Source organism: Comamonas testosteroni (assembly GCF_030505195.1).
GTDB classification, from domain to species: Bacteria; Pseudomonadota; Gammaproteobacteria; order Burkholderiales; family Burkholderiaceae_C; genus Comamonas; species Comamonas testosteroni_G.
On record NZ_CP129672.1, the window covers coordinates 4,129,541 to 4,153,545 of the forward strand.

Here is a 24,005-nt window from a genome sequence, read left to right on the forward strand (position 1 = left end):
TCTCAGCCCGCGTGTACGTGCAGCGCGGTGTGGACATGCCGGGCCAGGCTCCGTCCGCTCAGCCAGGCACCTTCCACGCTGCCGCTGTGCATCCAGTCTCCGCACATTCCCAAACCTGCTGCAGCGTCCCACCATGCGCCCGCGTTCAATGGGTTGGCGGTGTCGGCATAGCGCCAGCGATGAGCGGTAGCCTGAACACTGGCGGGATCGGGGCCTCCCAGTTGCGCAAATGCATGCAGCAGTGCGGCCGTGACAGTTGCGGCATCGTCTTCCAAATGTGCCTCGCTCCAACTGTGTGCGGCATGTAGCAGCCAGGTTTCGGTGCCGCCTCGGCTAGGTTTGCTGCTGTCGCGTGCGATCCAACGCAATGGGCTGTGCTCGACAAAGCAGCCGTCTACCGGCAATGACAACGGTTGATGGCAGCGCACCATGAGTGCCCAGCAGGGCAGCATCCTGGCATTGCGTGCAAGGGCAGACGCTTGCGGTGCAACACCTGCCAGCAGCGCCTCGGCCTGCGGTGCCGGAACGGCAAGCACAACCGCTTCGTAGCGGTGTGGCTCGGTGCCATGCTCCTGGCTTTGCAGAATCCAGCCAAACGCCGAACGCGGTTGCAAAGGCTGGACGGTGGCTTGCCACTGAAAACGCACAGATTGCGATATGGCATGCATGCCGCGCACCATATGTGCAGCCGGAGAGGTCATGCGTGGGGTGCCGACAAAGCGCTCCAAAAAGCTGTCTTGCAAGGCGAAGTCATGACCATCGTGTTTGCCGATACGGCCCTGCCAAACCTGCGCAGCGCCTGCCTGCTGCCAATCGGAGACCTGTTGTCGAAACTCGGCATGATGTGCCGTGAAATACTGGGCACCGTGGTCACACTGCCAATCAATGTTCCCATCGCTGCTGCGGCGCGTGCTCATGCGGCCAGAGGCGCCCCGACTCTTGTCGAATACATGGACGCAGTGGCCTACTTCGACCAATGCCTGGGCGCAGGCCAGCCCAGATATGCCTGCGCCAATGATTGCGATGGTTTTTTTTCTGCTGCTCTGTGCAGGGTTGTGGGTGCTCATGGGAATTAAAAGTCTGTAAGTACAAGATCCATCCGCGCGAATGCAAAGTCGCGGGGAAATGACTTCTCTGAACTCAAGGCTGGTTCGATTGAGGGACCTTCGTGACACGACTCAGGTCTACGCCCAGGGCTTTGGCCTTCTGTAGCAACAGATTGAACTGTTGCTCGGGAATGGTCTTATTGCGTGACAGAAGCCAGAAGTAATCCAAGCTGCTGCCAATCACCAAAGAGGTTTGATAGTCCTCATCAAGGCTCACCACGTTGTAGCCGCCATAGAAAGGGCCGAAGAAAGATACCTTCAGAGCCGCCACATCTGCCAACCCCAGGAACCGGGCCTTGCCCTCGGCTTCGCGCCATTGCTGCTTGACTGAGTCAAATCCACGGTTCAGCACCGTAACGCTTCCGTCGTTTCTGAGGCTGTAGCTAGCTGAGACCTGGCTCAGGTCTTTCTCGAAGCTGTGATCGATTCGTGCCAACTCGTACCACGTCCCCATGTAGCGCTTGGCATCAAAACCGGTGACCGGCTTCACCCCATTGGGTACATCAACGGCACAACCCGATAGGACAACATTGGCCCCCACAAGGATCACCGCAAGCGCTGTCGTGCGCATGAATGAGCTTCTTGAAATATGCATATAGGTCCTTTTGCTTGTGCGTAATACCAGGCCAACGTTGTGCCCAATTGCGGTGCTCAAGCAGGCATGGCGGATCGTTTTTGATTGAGGCCAAGTTGCAAAAATGCTCCGTCATGCGAGCCTAAAAGCAAGCCTAAAAGCAAGCCAATCCGTCTGTAGTCTTACTCGTCAAACGACTTGCAACCTAGCTGCCTGACTAGCGCTCAAGCAAGCCTTGAAACACCCCTGCGTGTGACACGCGACGGAACACTGGACGAATGCCCCGCTGCGCACTTACCTCCTGAAGACCTGTTGCCGATTGAGATCGCGGCCTGCTCACCACTCATAGGCGGTCCCGGTGAGAAAGCGATTTGCATTCGGCGTTCGGTGTCTAGTTCTGTGTGCTTGGAAGCAGGGGCACACCGCCTCAGAAAATAAAACGAGACATGGACGCTCCCTGGTGCGTTGGCTACGTATCGATGAAAACCAAAAAGTACAAAACTTGAACTCATCAGTTCAAACTATAAACTGAACGTGGCAGATTTGCACTATTTGGTATTAAAAATTCATATATGACCTGCTGGCGGCGCTTGCGTGACTGGAATGCTGATGGCGTCTGGCAGCGTCTGGCAGCGTCTGGCAGCGTCTGGCAGCGTCTGGCAGCGTTTGCACCAAGCCATGCTGGTGCGTCTGCGCGAGCATGACCAGATTGATGGGAGCCGCGCCAGCATAGATGGCTCCTCGGTGCTAAGCCCCGGGGGCCAGGAAACGGGCTCCAACCCCACGGACAGAGGCAAGCTTGGCAGCAAGCACCACCTCGTTGTAGATGCCAGAGGCATCACCGCTGGTGATCCTCGTCAGTGGTGCCAACAGGCACGACTCCATGATGTTCGAGAAGTGCATGGATGCGATTCCAGCCATTGCGGGCTTGCCGGGGCGGGCACGCAAGCGGGCGGCGAAGCTGCATGCGAACAAAGGCTACGACTACAAGCGCTGCCGTGCCTATCTCAGGCGGCGAGGCATTGCCAGCCGGGTTGCCAGGCGAGGTGTCGAGAGCAGCGAAAAGCCAGGCAAGCATCGCTGGGTTGTAGAGCGCACACACGGCTGATTACATGGCTGGTTTGCAGGCTTTGGCAAGCTGCGCATCCGCTTTGCAAGGCGGCTGGATATCCACGGGGCATTGCTGAAACTGGCCGCTGCGATCATCTGTGCACGCTTCGTGGGTCGGTGGTGTTTGCCGCTCTGAGAAGCCCAGCGCACCTTCACGCTGGCGTAGTGATCACGGCTGCCACTGCCAGACTCGCCGTTGTAGTCCACCACCAAGGCCGACTAATGGTTCGGCACCATCTCAGCCTGAGCCTGCAGGCACCGCCAAAGGTGCTACAGCCACCTTGCAGCTGCTGGAGCCTTCAACCGCCATGGCGCGCCTCAGGCTCAAACTGACCCAATCGTAAAGCGCCCCCAGCGTGGTGTGGGCCTGTGCGCGTCGGCTCGATGACTGCTCAGTGCCCCCTGCCACCCAAGGTGAATGCCATATTTGCGGCGTCAAAAAAGCCGCCTGCAATCCCCTTGTCCTTCATCTCCAAGGCTGTGCCAATCATGTGACTGACTTCAATTGTTTTTAATTTTTAAGACTATTCTTATTGAGTTTTATACGGGTGGATTTAATCATATCAACCTCCTGTTGATCATAACTTTCTCTGTCAAAGTTGCTTATTCCGTAAGAAAAATAGTTTTGCGGGCTAGGCGCCAAGAATGTTTCTGATCGGCAGATTAATCGTTGGTGTTTTCAATTAATCGAAAGAGCGATATGCAATCTAAACTGCGCACTATATTGATCTGTATAGCGGGCGTCGGTCTTGGTGCCCAAGCTTATGCGGCCACCCCTCAGAACGGTGTAGTCAACATTACTGGCAAGGTCACTGAGAAAAGTTGTGTACTCGATTCCACTGCCACAACTGTCAGTGTGAATCTGCCTCCCGTCAACAAGGATTTGCTCTCTGCCGCGCAGAGCAGTGCCGGTCGTGGTGGCTTTTCCTTGAAGGTGACCGGCTGCGGCGATGGGGTGAAAGTCTCTGCTGGTTTCGTTCCAGGCACCAACGTCGATCCCCATGGCAACCTCAAAAACAACGCTGCTACCGATCCGGCTAGCAGCGTACAGGTGCAAGTGCTCGATAAAAACCACAGGGTGATCAACATCAATACCGACGACGCCACCACGCAGTTGGCTCGTGCGGAAACTGTGAGCGGCACGACGCCGGCCAATCTGCAGTACTACGTGCAGTATTACTCGCAAGCGGGTGGCGCTGGCGCCGGTGCTGTCGCAGCCACGGCGAACTTCCAACTGACCTACGAGTAATCCGCATAGCCCGGGGCGCAAGTCCCGGGTAGTCAAGAGAAACCAGCAATGTCCGCTTATTGGTTACGGGACGTGTTCAGCAGCGTACTGCTTTGCCTGTCCACCCTATCCGTCGCCCACGCCGGCGTATCGATCGATGGAACGCGAATTGTCTACCCCGCCAAGGAACGCGAAGTCACCGTCAAACTCACCAACCAGGGATCAGACCCCGCTTTGATGCAGATTTGGGTTGATCGTGGTGATACCCAAAGCAAACCGCAGGATGCAGACGCGCCCTTCCTGGCAACGCCACCCATCTTCAGGCTCGACCCGCTGAAAGGTCAGAGCGTGCGCCTGGCATTTACCGGCGAAACACTGCCGCAGGATCGCGAGAGCCTGTTCTGGTTCAATGCGCTGGAGATCCCGCCGCTGCCGCAGGACTCCAGTGGAAACATGATGCAGATCGCTGTGCGGTCACGCCTGAAACTGTTCTATCGCCCCAGTGGCCTGTCGGGTGATCTGCACAAGGCTATCGAGCAGGTGGTCTGGCGGGTAGAGCATCAAGGCGATGGCGATGGCTATGTACTGCGTGGCGAAAACTCCAGCCCGTATCACCTGTCGTTCAGTGCGTTGTCACTGGATCAGGGTGGCAGTACCACGGATACCGGCGGCGGCATGATCGTGCCGTTCAGCAGCCATGATTTCCCGCTGCCGGGTTACAGCGGTGAGAGCAATGGGGGAAAGGTGCGTTTCCGCTGGATGAGCGACTTCGGTGCTGCCCCCGAGCAGTCCGCCAGTCTGCACTGAGCCTCAAGGAGCTGGGGTGCGTCTGCTCATTTGTATATTTCCCCGTTGGTGCATGTTCGTCGATGCTCGCTTGTCGCTTCGTGACGCATTGCGGGCCGCTATCGTTAGCGCTGCCTTGACTGGAGGTATCAGTCAGGTGCTCGCGAAAACGGGAGCCCAGCAGGCGTCCTTCAATCCAGCTTTTCTCCAGGGGCCAGCGAGCCACAGGGTGGATATCTCGCGTTTCGAACGCGGCAACCCGGTGGCGCCAGGTAGCTATCAGCTGGATGTTTACGTGAATCAGAACGGGATCGGGCAGCAGGACGTGCTCGTGCAGGATGCGCAGGATGGTCGGGCATCACGCTACTGCTTCAAGCGCAATCAGCTGGCAAGCCTGGGGCTGGATGCGGCGCGGGTGTCGGATGCTGCGGCGCTGGATACAGACTGTGTAGATATCACCCAGCAACTGCCGGGTGCCCAAGCCGAGCTGGACCTGGCCACCCTGCGTCTGGATCTGACCATTCCGCAGGCGTTCCTCAAGCTCCCCAGCCGCGGTTATGTCGATCCGCGTGAGTGGGATCGTGGTGTCACAGCCGGGTTCATCGACTACAACGCCAACGCCTATCGCAACGATGGGCGCGGCCAGGAAAGTACCCAGCTCTACACCGGCCTCAATGTCGGACTGAACATCGGCAACTGGCGACTGCGCCACAACGGCAGTTACAGCCAAAGCAGTGGCAGCGGCCCAACGACCAGCCACTATGACGCGGTAAGCAGCTATGCGCAGCGGGACCTGACCGGCCTTAAGTCGCAGCTGACGCTGGGTGAGTACTACACGCCATCGGGCCTCTTCGACAGTGTGCCGTACACCGGCGTACAACTGTCCTCGGATGATCGCATGCTGCCCGATTCGCAGCGCGGCTTCGCTCCAACCATTCACGGAACCGCCGAGAGTAACGCGCGGGTGACTGTACGCCAGGGCGGCACTGTGCTCTACGAAACCAGCGTGGCGCCCGGCCCCTTTGTCATCAACGATTTGTACAACACCGGCTACTCAGGCGACCTGAAAGTGACAGTGACCGAGGCCGATGGCCGCGTACGCAGCTTCACTGTGCCTTTCGCTTCGGTGGCCCAGTTGCTGCGACCGGGCACTTCACGCTACAGCCTCACCGCAGGCAAGTACCGCGATGACTGGCTCAAGAGCAAGCCACGCTTCGCCCAGGGCACTTACCAACGCGGCATCTCCAACAGGTGGACCGGCTACATCGGCAGCATCATTGCAGACCAATACTTGGCTGTGCAGGGCGGCATTGCGCTGAGTACATCGCTGGGAGCGTTCGCCTTTGATACCACCCATTCCCGTGCCTCGGGGTTGCAAGAGCGTGGTGGCTTGAACAGTTCGGCAAGAGGCCAGAGTTCTCGCCTCAGTTACAGCAAGTTGCTGGAGAGCACGCGCACTAACTTTGTGGTGTCGGCGTATCGGTTCTCCAGCGAGGGCTACCTGAGTTTTGGCGACTTTGCCCGAGCCCGCGATCCCAGCGCTGCGCCTGCACGTCGTCAGCGTAACCGCTTCCAGATGAACATCAATCAGCCCTTGGCCAAAGGCTACGGGAGCCTCTTTCTAAGCGGTTCCTCGCAAAGCTACTGGCAGGCTGGCCAGTCCAGAGACACGAATTACCAGGCTGGCTACTCCAACAGTTATCGCTGGGGCAGCATGAGCTTGTCAGCCAGTCGCGTTGAGTCCAATCGCGGCCGAAAAATCACGCAGTACATGCTCATGCTGTCATTTCCGCTGGGCCGATCCAGCCGCGCACCTTACCTGAGCAGCTCGAGCACCTATTCGGACAAGGGCGACTTGAATAACCAACTGAACGTTTCCGGCGTGCTCGGCGAATTCAACCAGTTCAACTACGGCGTCTATGGTTCGCGCTCACGCGCAGAAGGCGATGCCAGCAACTCGGGCGGCGTTAATGTGCAATACCGCGCGGCCAGCACCAATCTGTCGGGCAGCTACAGCCAGGGCGACGGCTATCGCCAGGTTGGCCTGGGGCTGTCGGGAAGTGTGGTGGCGCATCCTGAGGGCATCACCTTCAGTCAGAGCCAGGGCGAAACGCGTGCCATCGTCCAAGCAAAAGACGCCAAGGGCGCGCGGATGCTCAACAACAACGGAGACCAATTGAGCGGTAGTGGCTACGGCGTAGTGGCCAGCCTGATGCCGTACCGGCAAAACGAAGTGGCGCTCGACCCCAAGGGCATCGCCGACGACGTCGAGCTGCAACTTACTTCGCAGAGCATCGCCCCGCGTTATGGCGCGGTGGTGATGCTGAACTACCCCACCGTGACGGGCGAGCCCGTGCTGCTGACTCTGCACAACGAGCAGCGCCAAGCGCTGCCGATGGGCGCTGAGGTGCTCGATGCACAGGGCAACAGCTTGACGCTAGTGGGGCAAGGCAGTCGAGTGTTCTTCCGCGCCACCGAGCAACAGGGCCAACTGACCGTGCGTTGGGGGCAAAGCAGTGATCGCCAGTGCCTGGTGCATTACAGCTTGCCATCGCTGGAGCACAAGCGCGAGTCTCCCTTCATCAAGGCGCAGGCGCTGTGCAGCAAACCATCCGGTGCGCCCAAGCCGCGCTAACTAAGTCCACGAGGTGTCATCATGAGAATTTTTCTTCTACTCATTGCCCTATTGTGGGGGCCTTCAGCGCTGGCGGCTGAGGGGTGTACTTTCCGACCGGGCAGTCAAATCGCGCAGGCAACGGTGGCCCTGCCGTCATCCTTGAGCATCCCGCGTAACGCCTCCAACGGCACCCCGCTGTGGGACAGTGGCTGGAAGAGATTTTCTGACGCCACCATCGAGTGTGACGTTCGGGGTATGGTGACAGGCATCCATGCGGGCGCTATCGGTGCGGAAGTTCCTGGGCTTGCAAACCACAACGGCTTGCCCTATGTATTCGCCACCAATGTGCCGGGTATCGGTGTTTCGGTGTTCTGGTGCAATCAGATGCTTTGCAACCCCAACCCAACCCAAATTACCCCGCTGCCTAGTCTGAACTGGCCGGTGGACGCGCCAACGAGATACCCGTTGAGTACCAACTGGCGAGTGCTCCTGATCAAGACCGATGACATCGATGTTTCTGCGGGAGTGGTCACTATTGGAGGGTCTTCCGAAGTGCGCTACAACAATTTGGCTGTAACGAAGCTCTCCATCACCAGTAGCTCGCAAATCACCGGCCTCGGTTGTGAGATGAATGCTGACAGTCGCTCTATCGATGTGCGCCTGCCGACGATTGCCAAGACTGATTTTGATGCCCCAATCCCACGGTCCAACGACAAGGCGAAAACCTTCAATATCAACCTGCTCTGCGACAGTGGTGTGAAGGTCAGCTACCAGGTTGACGGCACGCAGACCTCTGCTGGCAGTAGCATTCTCGCCAATAGCAGTGACGAGGGCATGGCAAGCGGGGTAGGTGTCATGCTTTTCGAGGGCGATCTGAGCAGCACCACCCAACTGCAACTGGGCTCGAAATTGGTCCATGGCACAGCATCTCTCAGCTCCACACGGGTCAAGATTCCGTTGACGGCACGTTATGTTCGTACGGCTGCAAGCCCTTCGGCGATGGGCTCGGGCCTCGTGTCGACCACAGCATTCTTCACCCTGTTCTACGAGTGAATTTTTCTGTAGGGGTCGTGCGGTGAGTATTTGCCTCAAGTCCGCCAAGCGCTCGCACGGCAAAACCATCACCGATTCGCTGCTAAACCCAACCCACCAGCGATTTGCATTCCATACCGCCACTTTGGAGTGTGATGACGCTGCGTAGAACTTATCAAGCACGTCAAAGCTGGCAGTGGCGGCCATTGTGTTGCATTGAGCTGTTGAATCCACAGCTTGACCGGCCGCTTGCGGCTACGCGCTGGTCGACTGCTGCTGGCCGGACTGCGGCAGTCGCAACACCATCCTTAGCAGACAAAAAGAGCCGACCTTCTAAGAGCCGCTGACGCCACTTCCCTTTGAAATCAGCCTGAAGCATTGATGCGTCTGGCCCTCAAGGCAAGACAACCCGTCTGCAAGGAACTGTGACGACAACTGCAGTCCCTGACCCCAGCCTTCACGTCTTTTCCATCAAAGGTGGCGCACGCAAGCTCTGGCTTGGGGAAGAGGGCTGTGCCCGCTGGGCGGTGGGGCTTCTCAACAATTGAGAATGGGTATCATTTATGTAGAATCGTTGCATTTCCAATGCACGAGAGACTTCGGTGCCTACCCACGCCAACAGCATCGCCAGTGAAGCACTTGGCAGCATGTACACACTGCACAACCGCTGGCTGATCTCCTGGCTACAGCGCAAGCTCGGCGACCGCTATGACGCGGCAGACATTGCGCAGGACACATTCGCGCGCATATGGACAACTGCCAGAACGCAAGCAATTGAAGACATCAGAGAGCCCAGGGCTTATCTGACAACGGTTGCCAGGCGATTGATGATCAATCACCTGGAACGCCGCTCGCTCGAACAGGCATATCTTGCCTCCTTGCAGCTATTGCCTGAAGCCACCGCGCTCTCCGCAGAGGCTCGAGCCATCTTGCTGCAGACCCTGGAGGAGCTGGACGCATTGCTGGGAGAGCTTCCAGCGAAAGTTCGCACTGCATTCCTGCTTTCACAGCTCGAAGGGCTCGCTTACGAGGAGATTGCCACGCAAATGCAAGTAAGCGTGCGTACGGTCACCCGTTATATGGCGCAAGGTTTTCGGCAATGCCTGCGCGTGATGCTGGATGCCTGAAATGGATGCAATCGATGCAAGCATTATCGATGAGGCCGCTCAATGGCTGGCTCGCCGGCATGCGTCGGACTTCAGCGAAGCAGAGCAAGACGCGCTGGTTCGATGGCGCAGTCTCAGTGCAACTCACGAGGAAATCTGGCAACGCATAGAGCAACTGAAATTCCGAATGGATAGTGTTCCCTCGGCAGTGGGCATGGCCGTTCTGGATCGTCCACGTGCTGCAGCAAATCGCCGGCAGATTCTGCGTGCATCGGCGCTTGCTCTGGCAACGCCAATGCTTGGCTGGTTCTCATACCGCTATCTGCCATGGCACATCTGGAGTGCGGACTTCCGAACAGCAACAGGCGAAAGACGCGAACTGACATTGGCTGACAACAGTCAGGTGCTGTTGAATACGGCTTCCGCAATAAGCGTTCAGTTCGATGGCAAAGAACGTCTGATCCAGCATCTTGCCGGTGAGATTCTGGTGGAAACCGCACACCTGAGCGAATACAAGACTTTGCCCTTTGTTATCCAGACTGCCGATGGGCGGCTGCAGGCGCTGGGCACGAAATTCATCGTTCGAAAGCATGCACGGAGCACGACGCTGTCGGTGCTGCAAGGCGCGGTGCAGGTAATGCCTGCGCATTCCAGGCAATCTCTTGTCGTGCAGGCTGGCGAGCAAGTGAGCTTTGATGCTCACAAGGCGGGGGCCTTCACCTCGCTGCCATCCCGCGCCGATGCCTGGACTCAGGGTGTGTTGTATGCCGAGAACATGCGCTTGGCTGACTTTCTGGAGGAGCTGCAGCGCTATCGCGAAGGAGTTCTGCGCTGCGATCCAGGTGCTGCTGAGCTGCTCGTCTCCGGCACATTCCATTTGCACGATACAGATCGTATTCTCGAGCTGCTGGCTCGGACCATGCCGATCCGCAGGCAGCAACGCACCCCTTACTGGATAACCGTCACGCGTTCCTGACGTTTCTCACGATCAGGTTCTCGCATGCTGCCCTCCGAAATTCAGGCCGCAGCGATGACTCTGTTCAATCGCTGTCCTGTTTTTCAATCTCGCCTGTCAAGTGCATCAAGACCCGTTTATTGACAGCCAGGAGGATTGAGCAGATGCCCGAAAAGTACGTCCGGAAACTCAACAGGAACGCCAAAGCAACGCGACTGCGCCCCGTCGCAGCGGCAGTCAGAGGAATTTTTGTTGCCATCGTCGGCACAGCCGCTATCGGCTTGCACATGCCAGAGGCCTATGCGGCAGATCCGTCTACCAGTCCTGCGCAGAAGTCCTATCAGGTATCCGCTGGCCCGCTCGGTCCCGCACTGATGAACTTTGCAGCTCAGGCGGGCATCAATCTCAGCATGGATCTGAGCAAGCTCAACGACAAGCGTACCCCCGGCCTGTCTGGTTTCCACACCGTCGATGGCGGTTTTGCACATTTGCTGGAAAGCTCGGGATTGAGTGCACGTCGCCTAAGTGAAGGCAACTATGCACTGGAAGTCCCGGGGACCACCAAGGCGTCCATCGAGCAAGAGAGCAGTGCTTCCTTGCCTGCCAGCGGACAAGGCTCGGCCGAGCTTGCAGCCGTTACGGTGACGGCACGTACCCAGAATAATCTCGTTGCGCCGTCTCGGCAGGTCAGTATTCTCGAAGGTGAAGAAGTTCAGCAGCTTCGGCAAGGCTCCGACAGTCTGGCAACCATGCTCAGCAAAGTCGTCCCTGGAATGGCAGATTCCAGTCACACAATCACCGACTATGGGCAGACTCTGCGTGGCCGGAACATGCTTATTCTTGTGGACGGGATTCCACTGAACACCAATCGCGACTCCTCCAGAAACCTCGCCAACATCAACCCTGCGGACATCGAGCAGATCGAGGTGCTTCGCGGCAGCAGCGCCATCTATGGCAGCGGCGCAGCAGGCGGCATCATCTCTGTGCGCACCAAACGCCCCTCGGGCGAGACCAAAGCAGAGACCATCGTGACGGGATCTGCACCGCTGTCCACACTCAGAGGCGCCGGGCTTGGAGCCGAAGTCCAGCACTATCTTTCTGGCGGCGGCGATGTGGTCGACTATTCCGTCAGCCTTGGCGCCAAGCATGTCGGAGGCTCGTTCGACGCCAAGGGCGCTCGCATTGCACCCGAGCCCAGCCAGGGAGACTTGTTCGACTCCGCTATCTACAACGCGTCCGCCAAGATCGGCTTCAAGCTGGACGCCAATCAACGGCTTCAATTCTCCGCGAGCCACTACAACGCCAGCCAGGACTCCGACTATGCATCGGATGCGTCAGTGGCTCGCTTGCCGGCAGGTTCGGCTGCAGCCAGGCCTATCAAGGGCTTGGTACTTGCAGATCAAAACCAGATCAAGAACACCATGCTGGGTCTTGACTACGAGAACCGCAATCTCGCAGGCAGCGCCGTGGCGGCTCAACTCTATTACCGGGATTTTTATACGCGCTTTGCGCCGTTCGATGCACGCGCCGTTCCTGTGCGAGGGGCCAACGTCGATCAGTCCATGCAGAACTCCGATGTGTTCGGTGGTCGCCTGACCATCAAAACACCTCTCGGACAAGAGAAGAACACCTTGCTGATCTGGGGGGCGGACTTCAATCACGAGCGCACCGACATGCCGATTGATATCTTTGATCCCAAGGCCTATGACGCCAGTGGAGGTCTGGTGTTCAACAAGATTGGCCGCTTGATCTATATGCCTCAGGTCACGACCCGAAGCATTGGTGCCTTTGCCCAGTTGCAACACAAATTCAACGATCAGTGGTCTGTGGAAGGCGGAGCGCGCTACGACCGAGCTCAGGCCAGCTTCAACGATTTCACCCCTTTGTCGCAATCGAAATTGCCCAGTCCCCAGTCCGTGGCTGGTGGTACCGTTAAATATGGCTCATGGACTTACAACCTGGGCACGGTTTTTGCGCCTACCAAGGGACACGAGTTCTATGCGTCCTACAGCCAGGGCTTTGAGCTACCGGATATCGGGGTCGTGGTGCGCAATGCCACAGCGGGCTTCAATATTGGAAACTCCAACCTGCAGGCTGTCAAAACAGATACCGTAGAGGTCGGTTGGCGCGGGAAGTTTTCCAATGTCATTGCCAACCTGGGAGCCTTTCAATCGCGCTCCGATCTCGGTGCCGTGCAGAGCTTCAACAACGGACTCACGCTGCTGCGAACCAAAGAAAAAATCCGGGGGATCGAAGGTGGCCTCGACTACTTCAGCGACGATGACCGCTGGAGCAGTGGTGGGAGCTTTACCTGGATGAGAGGGCGTGAACTCCCGCAGGGCTCAAGCCTTTATCAGGACATGACGGGCTATCGTATTGCTCCCCTCAAACTGACTGCATATGTGGAATACCGTCCCAGTGCCAGCTGGAGCCACCGCATCCAGGCAAGCGCGTATGCCTCCAAGGATTACCGACTGGATGGCAAGACCAGCTTTGGGCGCCACGACACCAGAGGCTACACCACCGTGGACTTGATCAGCCAATGGAAAATCGATTCCAAGAACCGCGTATCGCTCGGTGTGGAAAACCTGCTCAACCGCAACTACTTCCCGCTATACAGCCAGCTGCTTCGCAATAACAACAACACCAGCCGCCTCCCAGCAGCGGGCACGGTGTTGCGCGTCAGCTATGCACACACTTGGTAGATGCGCGTCATACACGTCGATCGACGAATGGCGATGATTTGCGGCAGCAGCGCCTGATCTGCTTGAGCTGTTTTGACGTCGAGGCACTGCGTCTGCTGCTTGCCGTATTCATGACAGCGTTCCCTGAGAGTCTGCTGCCTTGAGCGGACTTCCCGCGTCCGGTAAGGAATGACAGCTATCGGCAACCCATGGTCGAGGGGCAAAAAGATGCAGCGATATGAGGCGCCTGGACGTGTCTGTTTCCGGGGGGCTGAATGGTGTTTACGACGTCGTCGATCTGGAATATCGACTTGCCAGTTCCAAAGGGCCGCAGTGTCGACAGCGGCCCTTTTTCCTGGTCGGCCCGGCTTGTTGACTTGGCTCAATATGAGCCGGGGCAAAGCCCGGCACAGTGGCACATATGTTCACCATGCCCTCCATGTCGCAAATCGCTTCCACGTTTGGGCAGCCTGAGAGCTTTGCCCCAGGCTCTTGGCTCAGGCAACGTCGCCAACCCCTCGATTCGGTGCTGTATCTGGAAAGCGGCAGCGTGATGCTCGGGGTCGGCCAGGAGTCGGCCATGCGCCATCAGCTGGGGCAGGTGGAAGGGCCGACCTGGCTGGATGCTGCTTTTGCGCTGCAAGAGCGTCCTTCGTGCCTCGATATGCAGGCACAGACGGCTGGGCGCATCTACATCATTCCGCTGGGGCGCTTTCTAAGCTCTGTGGCGGAGCTTGCACCTGCCGTGCAGCACTTGCTCAAAGATGTGGCCAAGGCCTATTGCTCGCAGGCTGAGCTGGCGGTCAGTCGCCTGGCTCAGGACGCCGAAGCTCGATGCGCCCAGTGGCTGCTGAACCATGCGATCCCGGGGGGAAATGGCAATGCCCTGCATGTCATCCTCAAGGCACGCAAACGCCTGATTGCAGCGCAACTGGGTATTGCTCCTGAAACATTCTCGCGCGTGCTCAGGCAGTTGCGAGAGCATGGGCTGATTGCCGGGCGAGGCAATGTCATTGAATTACCCAAGCCCGGCGCACTGGAGGTGCTGGCGCTGGGGTAAATACCGGGCCGGGTTGCAGGCCATGCAGCGCTTGGCTTGTGCTCTGAGCAGGAGCTTACGGCGTAGCATTTGTCGACAATCTCCGGGGTTTCCTCTCGTTGGGTTGCAGACATCGGCTCTCTATATTGAGGCCCATGTCAGAAGCTGTCTTCTCCCTGCAAGCAGAGCCGCCATGGGTTGCACCGTCGCAGCCAGAGGAGGTTGCTGCCGCGCCACAGTCTGGGCGGATACGCAGAGGCCCGGGCCCCATGCTGCGCAGCATGGTGCTTGTTGCCATGATTGCCGTGCTGCTGGCTGGTGCTGGCGCTGCGGGCTGGGTGGCTTATTCCCTGCGCCGGGCGGTCATGGACGGAGCGCTGCCGGCGCAGACCAAAGCGTTGGAATACGCGGTTCGTTCGCTGGCCTTCAGAGTCGAGCAGCAGCAAAAACCCCTGCATAGTCTGTCCTCTGTGCTGGCGGGCCATATGCATGATTCCCAGGAGTCACTGGAGGCCATGCTCAAGCAGCCCACCTCCATGGCACAGCAGTATGAGCAACTTCAACTGGCTGATGGAAAAGGGCAGTTGCTGGTCAATTTGCATCAGGAGCAGGCGCTGGCCGCAGAACAGCTTGAAGAGCCGCTGCGTGAAGTGCTCAAGCGGTCATTGGCAGAGGGCAAGCCGATCACTCAAGCCTGGGTGCGTTCCGGTGATGCGGGCCTGCAGCTGGAGTTTCAGAATGTCGTGCCGGTGCGTGATCTGCAAGGCAAGCTGGAGGGCGTTCTTGGCGGCAGCTACCGGACGCCTTTGTCGGTGCTGTTTTCGCTGGAAGTTGCCTCTGCCGAAGCGGGTAGCCAGCTGCTGCTGATCGACCGTGACCTGCGTCCGCTGGCTCTCAGCAGCAAAGGGCAGTGGCAATTGCCCCCTGCCTTGGCCGATGCTGCGCTGCCTCGCGGGCTGGATCAAGCCTGGCTCAAGACGGCTCAGACCGGTGCGCTCAGTGAGCAGAGAAATAACCAGCTCTGGAGCGCCATGCCGCTGCCTTGGGCGCAATGGACTTTGCTGAAAGTCAGCAACGTTCAGGAATGGGTGCCGGGGGTCTCGGTCAAGATGATGGGCTGGCTGGCCACGGCCCTGCTGGCGCTGGCTGGACTGCTTGCAGCGGTGCTTTGCCTGATCGCCTATCCGCTGACGGCCTTGTTCCGCTCGGCAGAGCAGGCTTCTCGACGCGGGCTGATGCTGGAAGTGGACTTGGCCAGCCGCAGGGGCAACTGGTGGCATGGCCTGTCCGATCATGACTGGGGAGAGGCCCAGACCCTGCGCACTGCATTGCAGGCCCTGGGCGGTGGATATGAGGCGCATGGCGAGCTTGAGCGTGATTTGCAGATGCAGTTGCAGACGTTGATGGACTATGCCCCCGTAGGTTTGATCGTGACGCATGGCTCAAAGGTGCAGCGTGTGGGCATGCAGGCCGCCAGAGTACTTGGCTATCAGCCTCAGGAGATGCAGGGCCTGGCTGTGCGTGATCTGTGTGCCAGCGATGCCGACTATGAGGATCTGATGGGGCGGGTTCGGCGGGCGCTGGATACTTATGGACAATTTGATAGCGAAGTCTGCTTGGTGCGCAAGGATGCAAGGCCGATATGGGTGCGCATTCACGGTCAGAGCATGCAGCGCATGCACAGGGCCTGGGAGCAGTCGGGCAAGGCGCAGGATGGTCAATACCTGGTCTGGGAACTTGAGGATGTGACCACGCAGCGGCAGTTGCGCGAGCAATCGAGCTGGAAAGCCATGCACGATCCCTTGACCCGCCTGCCCAACCGAACGGCCTTTGCTCTGCGGCTCAAGGAATGGCTGCGCGAATACACGACTCCCGACTATCTGGAGAGCTTGGGAGGCGCGAACGTGGTCGCCCGTTCGCAGAGCGAGCCCAAGGCGCATGGCATCGTGCTGTATGTAGACCTGGACCACTTCTCTCAGGTCAATCGCCAGGGCGGGCGTGAAGTGGGTGACGAGGTGCTCGCCCATATTGCGCGACTGATCGAGTCCACGGTGCGGCCCCATGGCTGGGTGGCCAGGGTTGGAGGCGATGAATTTGCCATTCTCATGGCCGGAATCAGCCGTGAGGAGGGAATGCGTCATGCACAACTGCTGTGCATGGCCATCCAGGACTGGGAGGGTTCCTACCAGGGGCAGCGCTATATGTTGAGTGCCAGCATCGGCATGTTGCTGCTGGATGCCAGCTACCACACGGCGGCCAGCGCCTTCAAGGGGGCCGATATGGCCTGCTACGCCGCCAAGCGCAAAGGGCGCAACCGTGTGGAAGTGATGACTGCAGCGGTCTGAGTCGGATTGCGCATGCTGAATTCAAGGCAGATATGACAGCCTAGAGGGCAATCCCTTGGCTGCTCAAAGGGGCTGACTGAGTTACGCTCTGCGGCTGCTTTGTATACAAAAATGGATGAGGCTGGCCGTGCCACAGCGCCCGGATGGCCATGACCTATGCGTGACCAGACCTTGTTCGACAAGATAGATTTGCACCTGATCAGGGTGCTGCACACGGTGCTGACGGAGCGTAGCGTCTCCAAGGCGGCGCTGCGGCTGGGCATGCACCAGCCAGCAGTGTCTGCTGCGCTGCGGCGTCTGCGCGAGCTCGCTGGCGACCCTTTGCTGGTGCGTTCTGGGGCACAGATGCAGCCTACCGATGTGGGGCTGCGCATGGTGCAACCCTCGGCGGACATTCTGCGTGCGGCCGAGGGGCTGTTCAGCGATGCGCGGCAGTTTGACCCGCGCACCTCGACTCGTACTTTCCGCATTGCGGCCAGCGACTATCTGGATCCCCAGTTTCTGCCGCGGCTGATGTCGGCCATGAAGGCCCAGGCCCCGCATTGTCCGGTGGACTTCCTGCCGCTGAGCGCCGAGGCGCATTACGAGGGACAACTGGCCGACGGCGAGATCGACGTCGTCATCGGCAACTGGCCGCAACCACCGGAAGGCCTGCACATGGCCAAGCTGTTCGAGGACGAGGTGGTCTGTCTGGTCAGTCCCAAGCATCCGGCAGTGCGCAGGGGCTGGGACGTGCAGCAATGGCTGCAGGCTGAGCACATTGCACCAACCCCGGCCTATCCCGGTTCCCTGGGCGTGATAGACGAGCAGTTGGCAGGCATGGGCTTGAGCCGCCAGGTGGTGGCACGCTGCGCGCATTTCAGTCTGATTCCCGACATGGTGGCATCAAGCTTGCTTGTCATGACCTCGGGCAGATTGTTCTGTGAGCGTTTCAGCGAACGTCTGTCCCTGGCCATACTGCCTTGCCCTGTGGAATTCCCTCCGCTGGTCTATTACCAGCTCTGGCATGCGCGTTCGCATGCCGGAGCCGCCACACGCTGGCTGCGAGAGGTGGTTCGCAATGTTGCACTAACGCTGCGAAATCAATAGCTTGTATCGTATTCCTGTTCAGCGCATAGAGCCTGTTTGAGTCAATTTGTTATTTGAATTGAGAGACAATCCAGCGATGAATCCCCCCCCGACACATTCCCCATCTGCGAGTGCGCCTGCGCGTTTGCAGCTGGAGGGTATTACCAAGCGGTACCCGGCTGTAGTTGCAAACAGCAAGGTATCGCTGAAAGTTAAGCCCGGCGAGATCCACGCCATTTTGGGCGAAAACGGCGCTGGCAAGTCCACGCTGATGAAGATCATCTACGGTGCGGTCAAGCCTGACGAGGGAGCCATCCTGGTCGACGGCAAGCCGGTGCAGATCCGCAATCCGCAGGAAGCCCGGGCACTGGGCATTGCCATGGTGTTCCAGCATTTCAGCCTGTTCGACACGCTGACCGTGGCCGAGAACGTCTGGCTGGGCCTGGACAAGAGCATTGCACTGGCCAAGGTGATCGAGAACATTCAGGCCACGGCTCGCGATTACGGGCTGGAGGTGGACCCGCATCGCCCCGTGCACACGCTTTCCGTCGGCGAAATGCAGCGTGTGGAAATCATCCGTGCCCTGCTGACCAATCCCCGGGTGCTGATTCTGGACGAACCCACCTCGGTGCTCACGCCCCAGGCGGTGGAGATGCTGTTTGTGGTGCTGCGCCGCCTGGCCGCAGAAGGCTGCTCCATCCTCTATATCAGCCACAAGCTGCATGAAATCCGCTCGCTGTGCACGGCCTGTACGGTGCTGCGCGGCGGCGTGGTGACGGGGGAGTGCAACCCGGCCAACGAGACCAATGCTTCGCTGTCGCGCATGATGATCGGCTCGGAGCCGCCGCAGCTGGAGCACCGCACGGCGAATACCGGCGATACCGTGCTGCGTGTGCAGGGGCTGTCGCTCAGAAGCCAGGATCCTTTTGGTGTCGATCTGCAGAGCATTGCGCTGCAGGTGCGTGCGGGCGAAGTCGTCGGTATTGCAGGCGTCTCCGGCAACGGTCAGAAAGAGCTGATGTATGCGCTGTCCGGCGAGGACACACGCGCCGAAGCAGAGGCCGTGCAGTTGCTGGGCAAGGGCGTGGGACGCATGGGGCCGAGCCGGCGCCGTGGCATGGGCCTGCATTTCGTGCCTGAAGAGCGCCTGGGGCGCGGGGCCGTGCCCAGCATGGGCCTGGCCCACAACCTGTTGCTGACGCGCAAGACCGCGCTCGGCAAGGGCGGCTGGATTCGCATGGCGGCACTGCAGGCGCAGGCGCGGGACATCATCGGCCGCTTCAACGTCAAAGCCGGCGGCCCGAACTCGGCTGCGCAGTCGCTGTCGGGCGGCAATCTGCAGAAGTTCATCGTGGGCCGCGAAATTGATGCCAAGCCGCGTCTGCTCATCATCTCTCAGCCCACCTGGGGGGTGGATGTGGGGGCTGCGGCGCAGATTCGGGGTGAGATTCTCAAGCTGCGCGACCAGGGTTGCGCCGTGCTGGTGGTCAGTGAGGAGTTGGACGAGTTGTTTGAGATTTGTGACCGCCTGCATGTGGTGGCCAAGGGCCGCCTGAGCCCCTCGGTTGATAGAGTAGCTGCCACTGTGCAGCAGATTGGTGAATGGATGAGCGGCCTGTGGGATGCGGCGGCGGCGCAGGGAGGTGCCCATGCTTAAGCTGGAACAACGTCCCCAGGCGTCCAAGTTCTGGACCTATGGCTCGCCAATTCTGGCGTTGCTGATCACCGTGCTGGTAGGGGTCTGCCTGTTCGCCCTGCTGGGCAAGGATCCGGTCAAGGGCTTGCAGGCCTTTTTCTGGGAACCCATCAGATCGGGCTACGCCCTGGGCGAGCTGGCTGTCAAGGCCACGCCGTTGCTGCTGATTGCGCTGGGGCTGGCCGTGTGCTTTCGCTCCAATGTCTGGAATATCGGTGCCGAAGGCCAGTTCGTCATCGGGGCGGTGGCTGCAGGAGGCATGGCCTTGCTGGCAGACAAGACCACAGGGCCCTGGATCGTGCCGGCCATCCTGATCGCCGGCATGCTGGGCGGCATGCTCTGGGCGGGCATCGTGGCCTTGCTGCGCGACCGCTTCAACGCCAACGAAATTCTGGTCAGCCTGATGCTGGTCTATGTGGGCACGCTGGTGCTGGGCTATCTGGTCTATGGTCCCTGGAAGGACCCCATGGGATACAACTTCCCGCAGACCAAGAGCTTTGAGCGTGTTACCCAGATTCCTCGGCTGGTGCAGGGCATGCGCATGAATATCGGCGTCATCATCTCGTTGGTGGGAGCCGGTCTGCTGTGGGCATTTCTGTTTCGCACGCGTGCGGGTTTCGCCTTGCAAGTCGGTGGCCTGGCGCCGTCGGCGGCACGCTATGCCGGCTTTTCCTCGCGCAAGGCGCTGTGGACGGCGCTGCTGATCTCCGGCGCCACAGCCGGTCTGGCGGGAGCGCTGGAAGTCGCTGGCCCTCTGGGTCAGCTCACGCCCTATGTGCCCGCCGGCTACGGCTTTGCGGCCATCATCGTGGCCTTTGTGGGGCGCCTGCATCCTGTGGGCATGATTTTCTCAGCCATTCTCATGAGCATGTTTTATATCGGTGGCGAGCTGGCGCAGTCGCGTCTGGGCCTGCCCAAGGCGCTGACCGGCGTCTTCCAGGGTCTGTTGTTGTTCGCGCTGCTGGCCTGCGACACGCTGGTGGCCTATCGCATCCGCTGGGTGGCGAAAAAAGCCGGCAGCGCCATTTCTGCAGTGAAGGGAGCCTGATCCATGGAATCCTATGCACTGCTGCTGGGCTCCACCCTCAGCGCTGGCACCGTTCTGGCGCTGGCGGCCCTGGGCCTGCTGATCAATGAAAAATCGGGCATCGTCAATCTCGGTGCCGAGGGCATGATGCTCTGCGCCGCCATTGCGGGTTTTGCCGCTACCGTGCACACCGGCAATACCTGGATGGGCTTTGGCGCGGGCATGCTGGCAGGGGCCTTGCTCGCCGCCATCTTCGGGGGACTGGTGATCTGGTTCAACACCAACCAGTACGCAACCGGTCTTGCGCTTTCGCTGTTCGGCGCGGGCTTCTCGGCTTTCGTGGGCCTGGGCTATGTGCAGGCCAAGCTGCCAGAGCTGCCCAAGTATTCCATCCCGGGCCTGGCAGATCTGCCGCTCGTGGGCCCGGCCTTGTTCACGCTGCACCCGCTGGTTTACGGCGCCATCGTGCTGGCCGCCTTGATGGTCTGGTTTCTGTACCGCACGCGTGCGGGCCTGGTGCTGCGCTCGGTCGGCGAGTCGCCTTCGTCAGCCCATGCCCTGGGCTACCCCGTGCGCCGCATCCGTCTGATGGCCGTGATGTTTGGCGGTGCCATGTGCGGTCTGGCGGGGGCCTTCATCTCGGTGGTCTACACGCCGCTGTGGGTGGAGAACATGGTTTCGGGTCGAGGCTGGATCGCTCTGGCGCTGACGACTTTCGCGACCTGGCGGCCGGCCCGTGTTCTGCTGGGCGCCTATCTGTTTGGCGGCGTGACCATGTTGCAGTTCCATCTGCAGGCCACCGGGGTTCAGGTGCCCAGCCAGATTCTGTCCATGCTGCCGTACCTGGCCACCATCGTGGTGCTGGTGCTGATCTCGCGGAATCCGACCTGGATTCGAGCCAATATGCCGGCTTCCCTGGGAAAACCCTTCTACCCTGGAGCGTGATGCCCAAATGTGGTGCAATCCGTTTTTCAAAAATAATGAGAGGACAACTTCAATGACAACTCTGGGCAAACGCGCTCTGATCAAGATGATCGGCCTGTCGGCTGTTTCCATGGCTGTGCTGACTGCTTGCGGCAAGAAGGAAGAAGCACCTGTAGCTCCTGCCGCCGCGCCTGCGGCAGCTCCTGCTGCCGACAAGCTCAAGATCGGCTTCATGTATGTGAGCCCCATCGGCGACGGCGGCTGGACCTACCAGCACGAGCTGGGCCGCAAGGCCATCCAGGAGAAGTTCGGCGACAAGATCGAGACTTCCATGGTCGAGAGCGTGCCAGAGTCTGCAGACGCCGAGCGCGTGATGCGCGACATGATCGGTCAGGGCAACAAGCTGGTCTTCGCCACCAGCTTCGGCTATCAGGACTTTGTGCAAAAGGTCGCCGCTGACGTCAAGGATGTGAAGTTCGAGCACGCCACCGGCTACAAGACGGCCGACAACGCAGCCGTGTACGACACCAAGACCTTTGAAGGTGCTTATCTGGCCGGCATCGTGGCGGGTGCCATGACCAAGACCAAGACCGTGGGCGTGGTGGCTTCGGTGCCAATCCCCGAAGTGGTGCGCAACATCAACAGCTTTGTGCTGGGCGCTCAGAGCATCGACCCCTCCATCAAGGCCAAGGTGGTCTGGGTGAACGAGTGGTTTGCTCCTCCCAAGGAATCCGAAGCCGCCAACAGCCTGATCAACGGCGGCGTGGATGTGATGTACCAGAACACCAACTCTCCCGCCGTGCTGAAGACGGCTGAAGAGCGCGGCGCTCGTGCCTTCGGCAAGGATGGCGACATGAGCGGCTTTGCGCCCAAGGCGCATCTGGGCTCGGCCGTGATCGACTGGACCCCTTACTACAGCAAGGTGGTGGAGGACACGCTGGCCGGCAAGTGGCAGACCGGCAACTTCTGGTGGGGTGTGAAGGAAGGCGCCATCGATCTGAAGAAGATCGCTGATGACGTACCCCAGGAAATCAAGGACAAGGTTGAGAAGGCTCGCGCCGGCCTGAAGGACGGCTCCTTTGCCGTCTGGACAGGTCCCATCAAGGACAACACCGGCAAGGAATTGCTGGAAGCGGGCAAGGTGGCGGATGACGCCTGGCTGCGCAGCATCAACTTCTATGTGAACGGTATCGAGGGCAAGGTGCCCGGTGCCAAATAAGCACTGTTTGCGGGGCGCCTGACCAGCGTCCGATCAAAGGCCCCGAGGGGCCTTTCTTTTTGCGCTGTCGTTTTCAGGATACCTCTCTGCAATTTGGCGCAGTTTATGCATATATTGCCCAAGGTGTAACCGGTATCCATGGGATTGCGCTCCTATCGGTTTCAAACCTCACTCTTTGTTCCAAGGAAAACTTAATGACTGATTTGCACAAGCGTTCATTGATCAAGGTCGCCGCACTGACGGCTATTGCCTCGGCCGCTCTCGTGGGCTGCGGCAAGAAGGAAGAAGCAGCTGCGCCGGCAGCAGCCCCCGCTGCTGCTCCTGCCGCCGCTGCTCCGGAGCCCCTGAAGATTGCTTTTGCTTATGTCGGCCCGGTGGGCGACGGTGGCTGGTCCTTTGCCCACGACCAGGCCCGCAAAGCCCTGGAAAAAGAGTTCGGTGACAAGATCAAGACCAGCTATGTGGAGAGCGTGCCCGAAGGCGCCGATGCCGAGCGCGTGCTGCGCGACATGGCTTCGCAGGGCAACAAGCTGGTGTTCGGCACCACCTTCGGCTATATGGACGTGATCCAGAAACTGGCCCCCGAATTCGCCGACGTGAAGTGGGAGCACGCCACCGGCTACAAGACCGCTGCCAATGTCAGCACCTATGACAGCCGCACTTATGAAGGTGCCTATCTGGCCGGCATCATTGCCGGCGGCATGACCAAGTCCAACACCCTGGGCGTGGTGGGCTCTGTGCCGATTCCCGAAGTGATTCGCAATATCAACAGCTTCACCCTGGGCGCCCAGTCCGTGAATCCCAAGATCAAGACCAAGGTGGTCTGGGTCAACGAATGGTTCAGCCCTCCCAAGGAGACTGAAGCTGCGACCAGCCTGATCAATGGCGGCGCCGACATCCTGTTCCAGAACACCGATTCGCCTGCGGTGCTGAAGACGGCCGAGGAAAAGGGCAAGCGTGCCTTCGGCTGGGATTCGGACATGACGGCCTACGGTCCCAAGGCTCACCTGGGCTCATCCATCATCAACTGGGCGCCTTACTACATCGATTCCACCCGCAGCGCGCTGGAAGGAAAGTGGAGCAGCCGTCAGACCTGGTGGGGCGTCAAGGAGGGCGTGATCGACATCGTGTCACTGGCTGACGACATTCCTGCAGATCTCAAGGCAAAGGTTGAGGACGTGAAAAAGGGACTGAAGGAAGGTACATTCACCATCTGGAAGGGCCCTATCACCGGCCAGGACGGCAAGGAGCTGATCGCTGCCGACAAGGTTGCCGATGACGGCTTCCTCAGAGGCATCAATTTCTACGTCAAGGGCGTGGAAGGCAAAGTGCCAGGTGGCGACGCCAAGTAAGCACTGCTGCTCGGGCATTGCGCCGCCTCGCCGCATCGGTTGCGGCCTGTGGCGCATGTCTTCAAGGCAGACCCCGGGGTTTGCCGGGTAGTGTTGGCTGTTAGCAGTCGTGAAGACACGACTTGCAGCGACAGGGC

At 59.5% G+C, this 24,005-nt stretch carries 17 protein-coding genes and 1 pseudogene; 16 read left to right on the forward strand and 2 right to left on the reverse strand.

The genetic code is table 11. The features are described from left to right. Positions 1 to 2 precede the first annotated feature (2 nt). Together QYQ99_RS19175 and QYQ99_RS19180 are read right to left on the reverse strand one after the other, a co-directional pair. On the reverse strand, positions 3 to 1,067 hold the full coding sequence (locus QYQ99_RS19175) for an NAD(P)/FAD-dependent oxidoreductase (RefSeq protein ID WP_302089556.1): 1,065 nt from the start codon (positions 1,065 to 1,067) through the stop codon (positions 3 to 5). Between the two features lie 73 nt (positions 1,068 to 1,140). Further along, on the reverse strand, positions 1,141 to 1,596 hold the full coding sequence (locus tag QYQ99_RS19180) for a lipocalin family protein (protein WP_367882859.1): 456 nt from the start codon (positions 1,594 to 1,596) through the stop codon (positions 1,141 to 1,143). Between the two features lie 650 nt (positions 1,597 to 2,246). On the opposite strand from QYQ99_RS19180, the pseudogene QYQ99_RS19185 reads away from it, so the two are divergent. The 16 genes and pseudogenes from QYQ99_RS19185 to QYQ99_RS19260 all read left to right on the forward strand — a co-directional run. Beyond that, positions 2,247 to 2,926 (forward strand): annotated as a pseudogene (locus QYQ99_RS19185) (IS5 family transposase); the annotation flags it as partial. A 564-nt stretch (positions 2,927 to 3,490) separates the two neighbouring features. After that, a complete protein-coding gene (locus tag QYQ99_RS19190; protein WP_302089558.1) occupies positions 3,491 to 4,039 on the forward strand; it encodes a fimbrial protein in 549 nt (182 codons plus the stop codon). A gap of 48 nt (positions 4,040 to 4,087) precedes the next feature. Then, positions 4,088 to 4,825 carry a fimbrial biogenesis chaperone gene (locus QYQ99_RS19195; protein WP_302089559.1) on the forward strand — a complete coding sequence of 246 codons (738 nt, stop codon included), beginning with the start codon at positions 4,088 to 4,090 and terminating at the stop codon, positions 4,823 to 4,825. A gap of 208 nt (positions 4,826 to 5,033) precedes the next feature. After that, positions 5,034 to 7,439 (forward strand): fimbria/pilus outer membrane usher protein, encoded by a 2,406-nt coding sequence (locus QYQ99_RS19200; protein WP_302089560.1) that lies wholly within the window; start codon positions 5,034 to 5,036, stop codon positions 7,437 to 7,439. A gap of 21 nt (positions 7,440 to 7,460) precedes the next feature. Beyond that, entirely contained in the window at positions 7,461 to 8,474 is a 1,014-nt protein-coding gene (locus QYQ99_RS19205) for a fimbrial protein (RefSeq protein WP_302089561.1), read from the forward strand. Positions 8,475 to 9,100: 626 nt separating this feature from the next. Continuing rightward, on the forward strand, positions 9,101 to 9,580 hold the full coding sequence (locus QYQ99_RS19210) for a sigma-70 family RNA polymerase sigma factor (RefSeq protein WP_302093222.1): 480 nt from the start codon (positions 9,101 to 9,103) through the stop codon (positions 9,578 to 9,580). 1 nt (position 9,581) lies between these two features. Beyond that, complete coding sequence (locus tag QYQ99_RS19215) at positions 9,582 to 10,535, forward strand: FecR domain-containing protein (protein WP_302089562.1); 954 nt, start codon at positions 9,582 to 9,584, stop codon at positions 10,533 to 10,535. Positions 10,536 to 10,678: 143 nt separating this feature from the next. Further along, on the forward strand, positions 10,679 to 13,219 hold the full coding sequence (locus tag QYQ99_RS19220) for a TonB-dependent siderophore receptor (RefSeq protein ID WP_302089563.1): 2,541 nt from the start codon (positions 10,679 to 10,681) through the stop codon (positions 13,217 to 13,219). Positions 13,220 to 13,619: 400 nt separating this feature from the next. Beyond that, positions 13,620 to 14,258: a Crp/Fnr family transcriptional regulator gene (locus tag QYQ99_RS19225; protein ID WP_302089564.1), complete on the forward strand. Its 639-nt coding sequence runs from the start codon at positions 13,620 to 13,622 to the stop codon at positions 14,256 to 14,258. Positions 14,259 to 14,506: 248 nt separating this feature from the next. Next, positions 14,507 to 16,582 carry a sensor domain-containing diguanylate cyclase gene (locus tag QYQ99_RS19230; protein ID WP_302089565.1) on the forward strand — a complete coding sequence of 692 codons (2,076 nt, stop codon included), beginning with the start codon at positions 14,507 to 14,509 and terminating at the stop codon, positions 16,580 to 16,582. 156 nt (positions 16,583 to 16,738) lie between these two features. Continuing rightward, entirely contained in the window at positions 16,739 to 17,671 is a 933-nt protein-coding gene (locus QYQ99_RS19235) for a LysR family transcriptional regulator (protein WP_302089566.1), read from the forward strand. Between the two features lie 76 nt (positions 17,672 to 17,747). Continuing rightward, positions 17,748 to 19,307, forward strand: a complete 1,560-nt coding sequence (locus tag QYQ99_RS19240; RefSeq protein WP_302089567.1) for an ABC transporter ATP-binding protein — start codon at positions 17,748 to 17,750, stop codon at positions 19,305 to 19,307. Beyond that, positions 19,300 to 20,394 carry an ABC transporter permease gene (locus QYQ99_RS19245; protein WP_302089568.1) on the forward strand — a complete coding sequence of 365 codons (1,095 nt, stop codon included), beginning with the start codon at positions 19,300 to 19,302 and terminating at the stop codon, positions 20,392 to 20,394. The genes QYQ99_RS19240 and QYQ99_RS19245 overlap by 8 nt, the downstream gene beginning before the upstream one ends. A gap of 3 nt (positions 20,395 to 20,397) precedes the next feature. Then, positions 20,398 to 21,318: an ABC transporter permease gene (locus QYQ99_RS19250; RefSeq protein WP_003073332.1), complete on the forward strand. Its 921-nt coding sequence runs from the start codon at positions 20,398 to 20,400 to the stop codon at positions 21,316 to 21,318. A gap of 52 nt (positions 21,319 to 21,370) precedes the next feature. Next, positions 21,371 to 22,516, forward strand: coding sequence for a BMP family ABC transporter substrate-binding protein (locus tag QYQ99_RS19255; RefSeq protein WP_302089569.1), 1,146 nt, complete (start codon positions 21,371 to 21,373; stop codon positions 22,514 to 22,516). 194 nt (positions 22,517 to 22,710) lie between these two features. Further along, positions 22,711 to 23,868, forward strand: coding sequence for a BMP family ABC transporter substrate-binding protein (locus tag QYQ99_RS19260; RefSeq protein ID WP_302089570.1), 1,158 nt, complete (start codon positions 22,711 to 22,713; stop codon positions 23,866 to 23,868). Positions 23,869 to 24,005 lie beyond the last annotated feature (137 nt).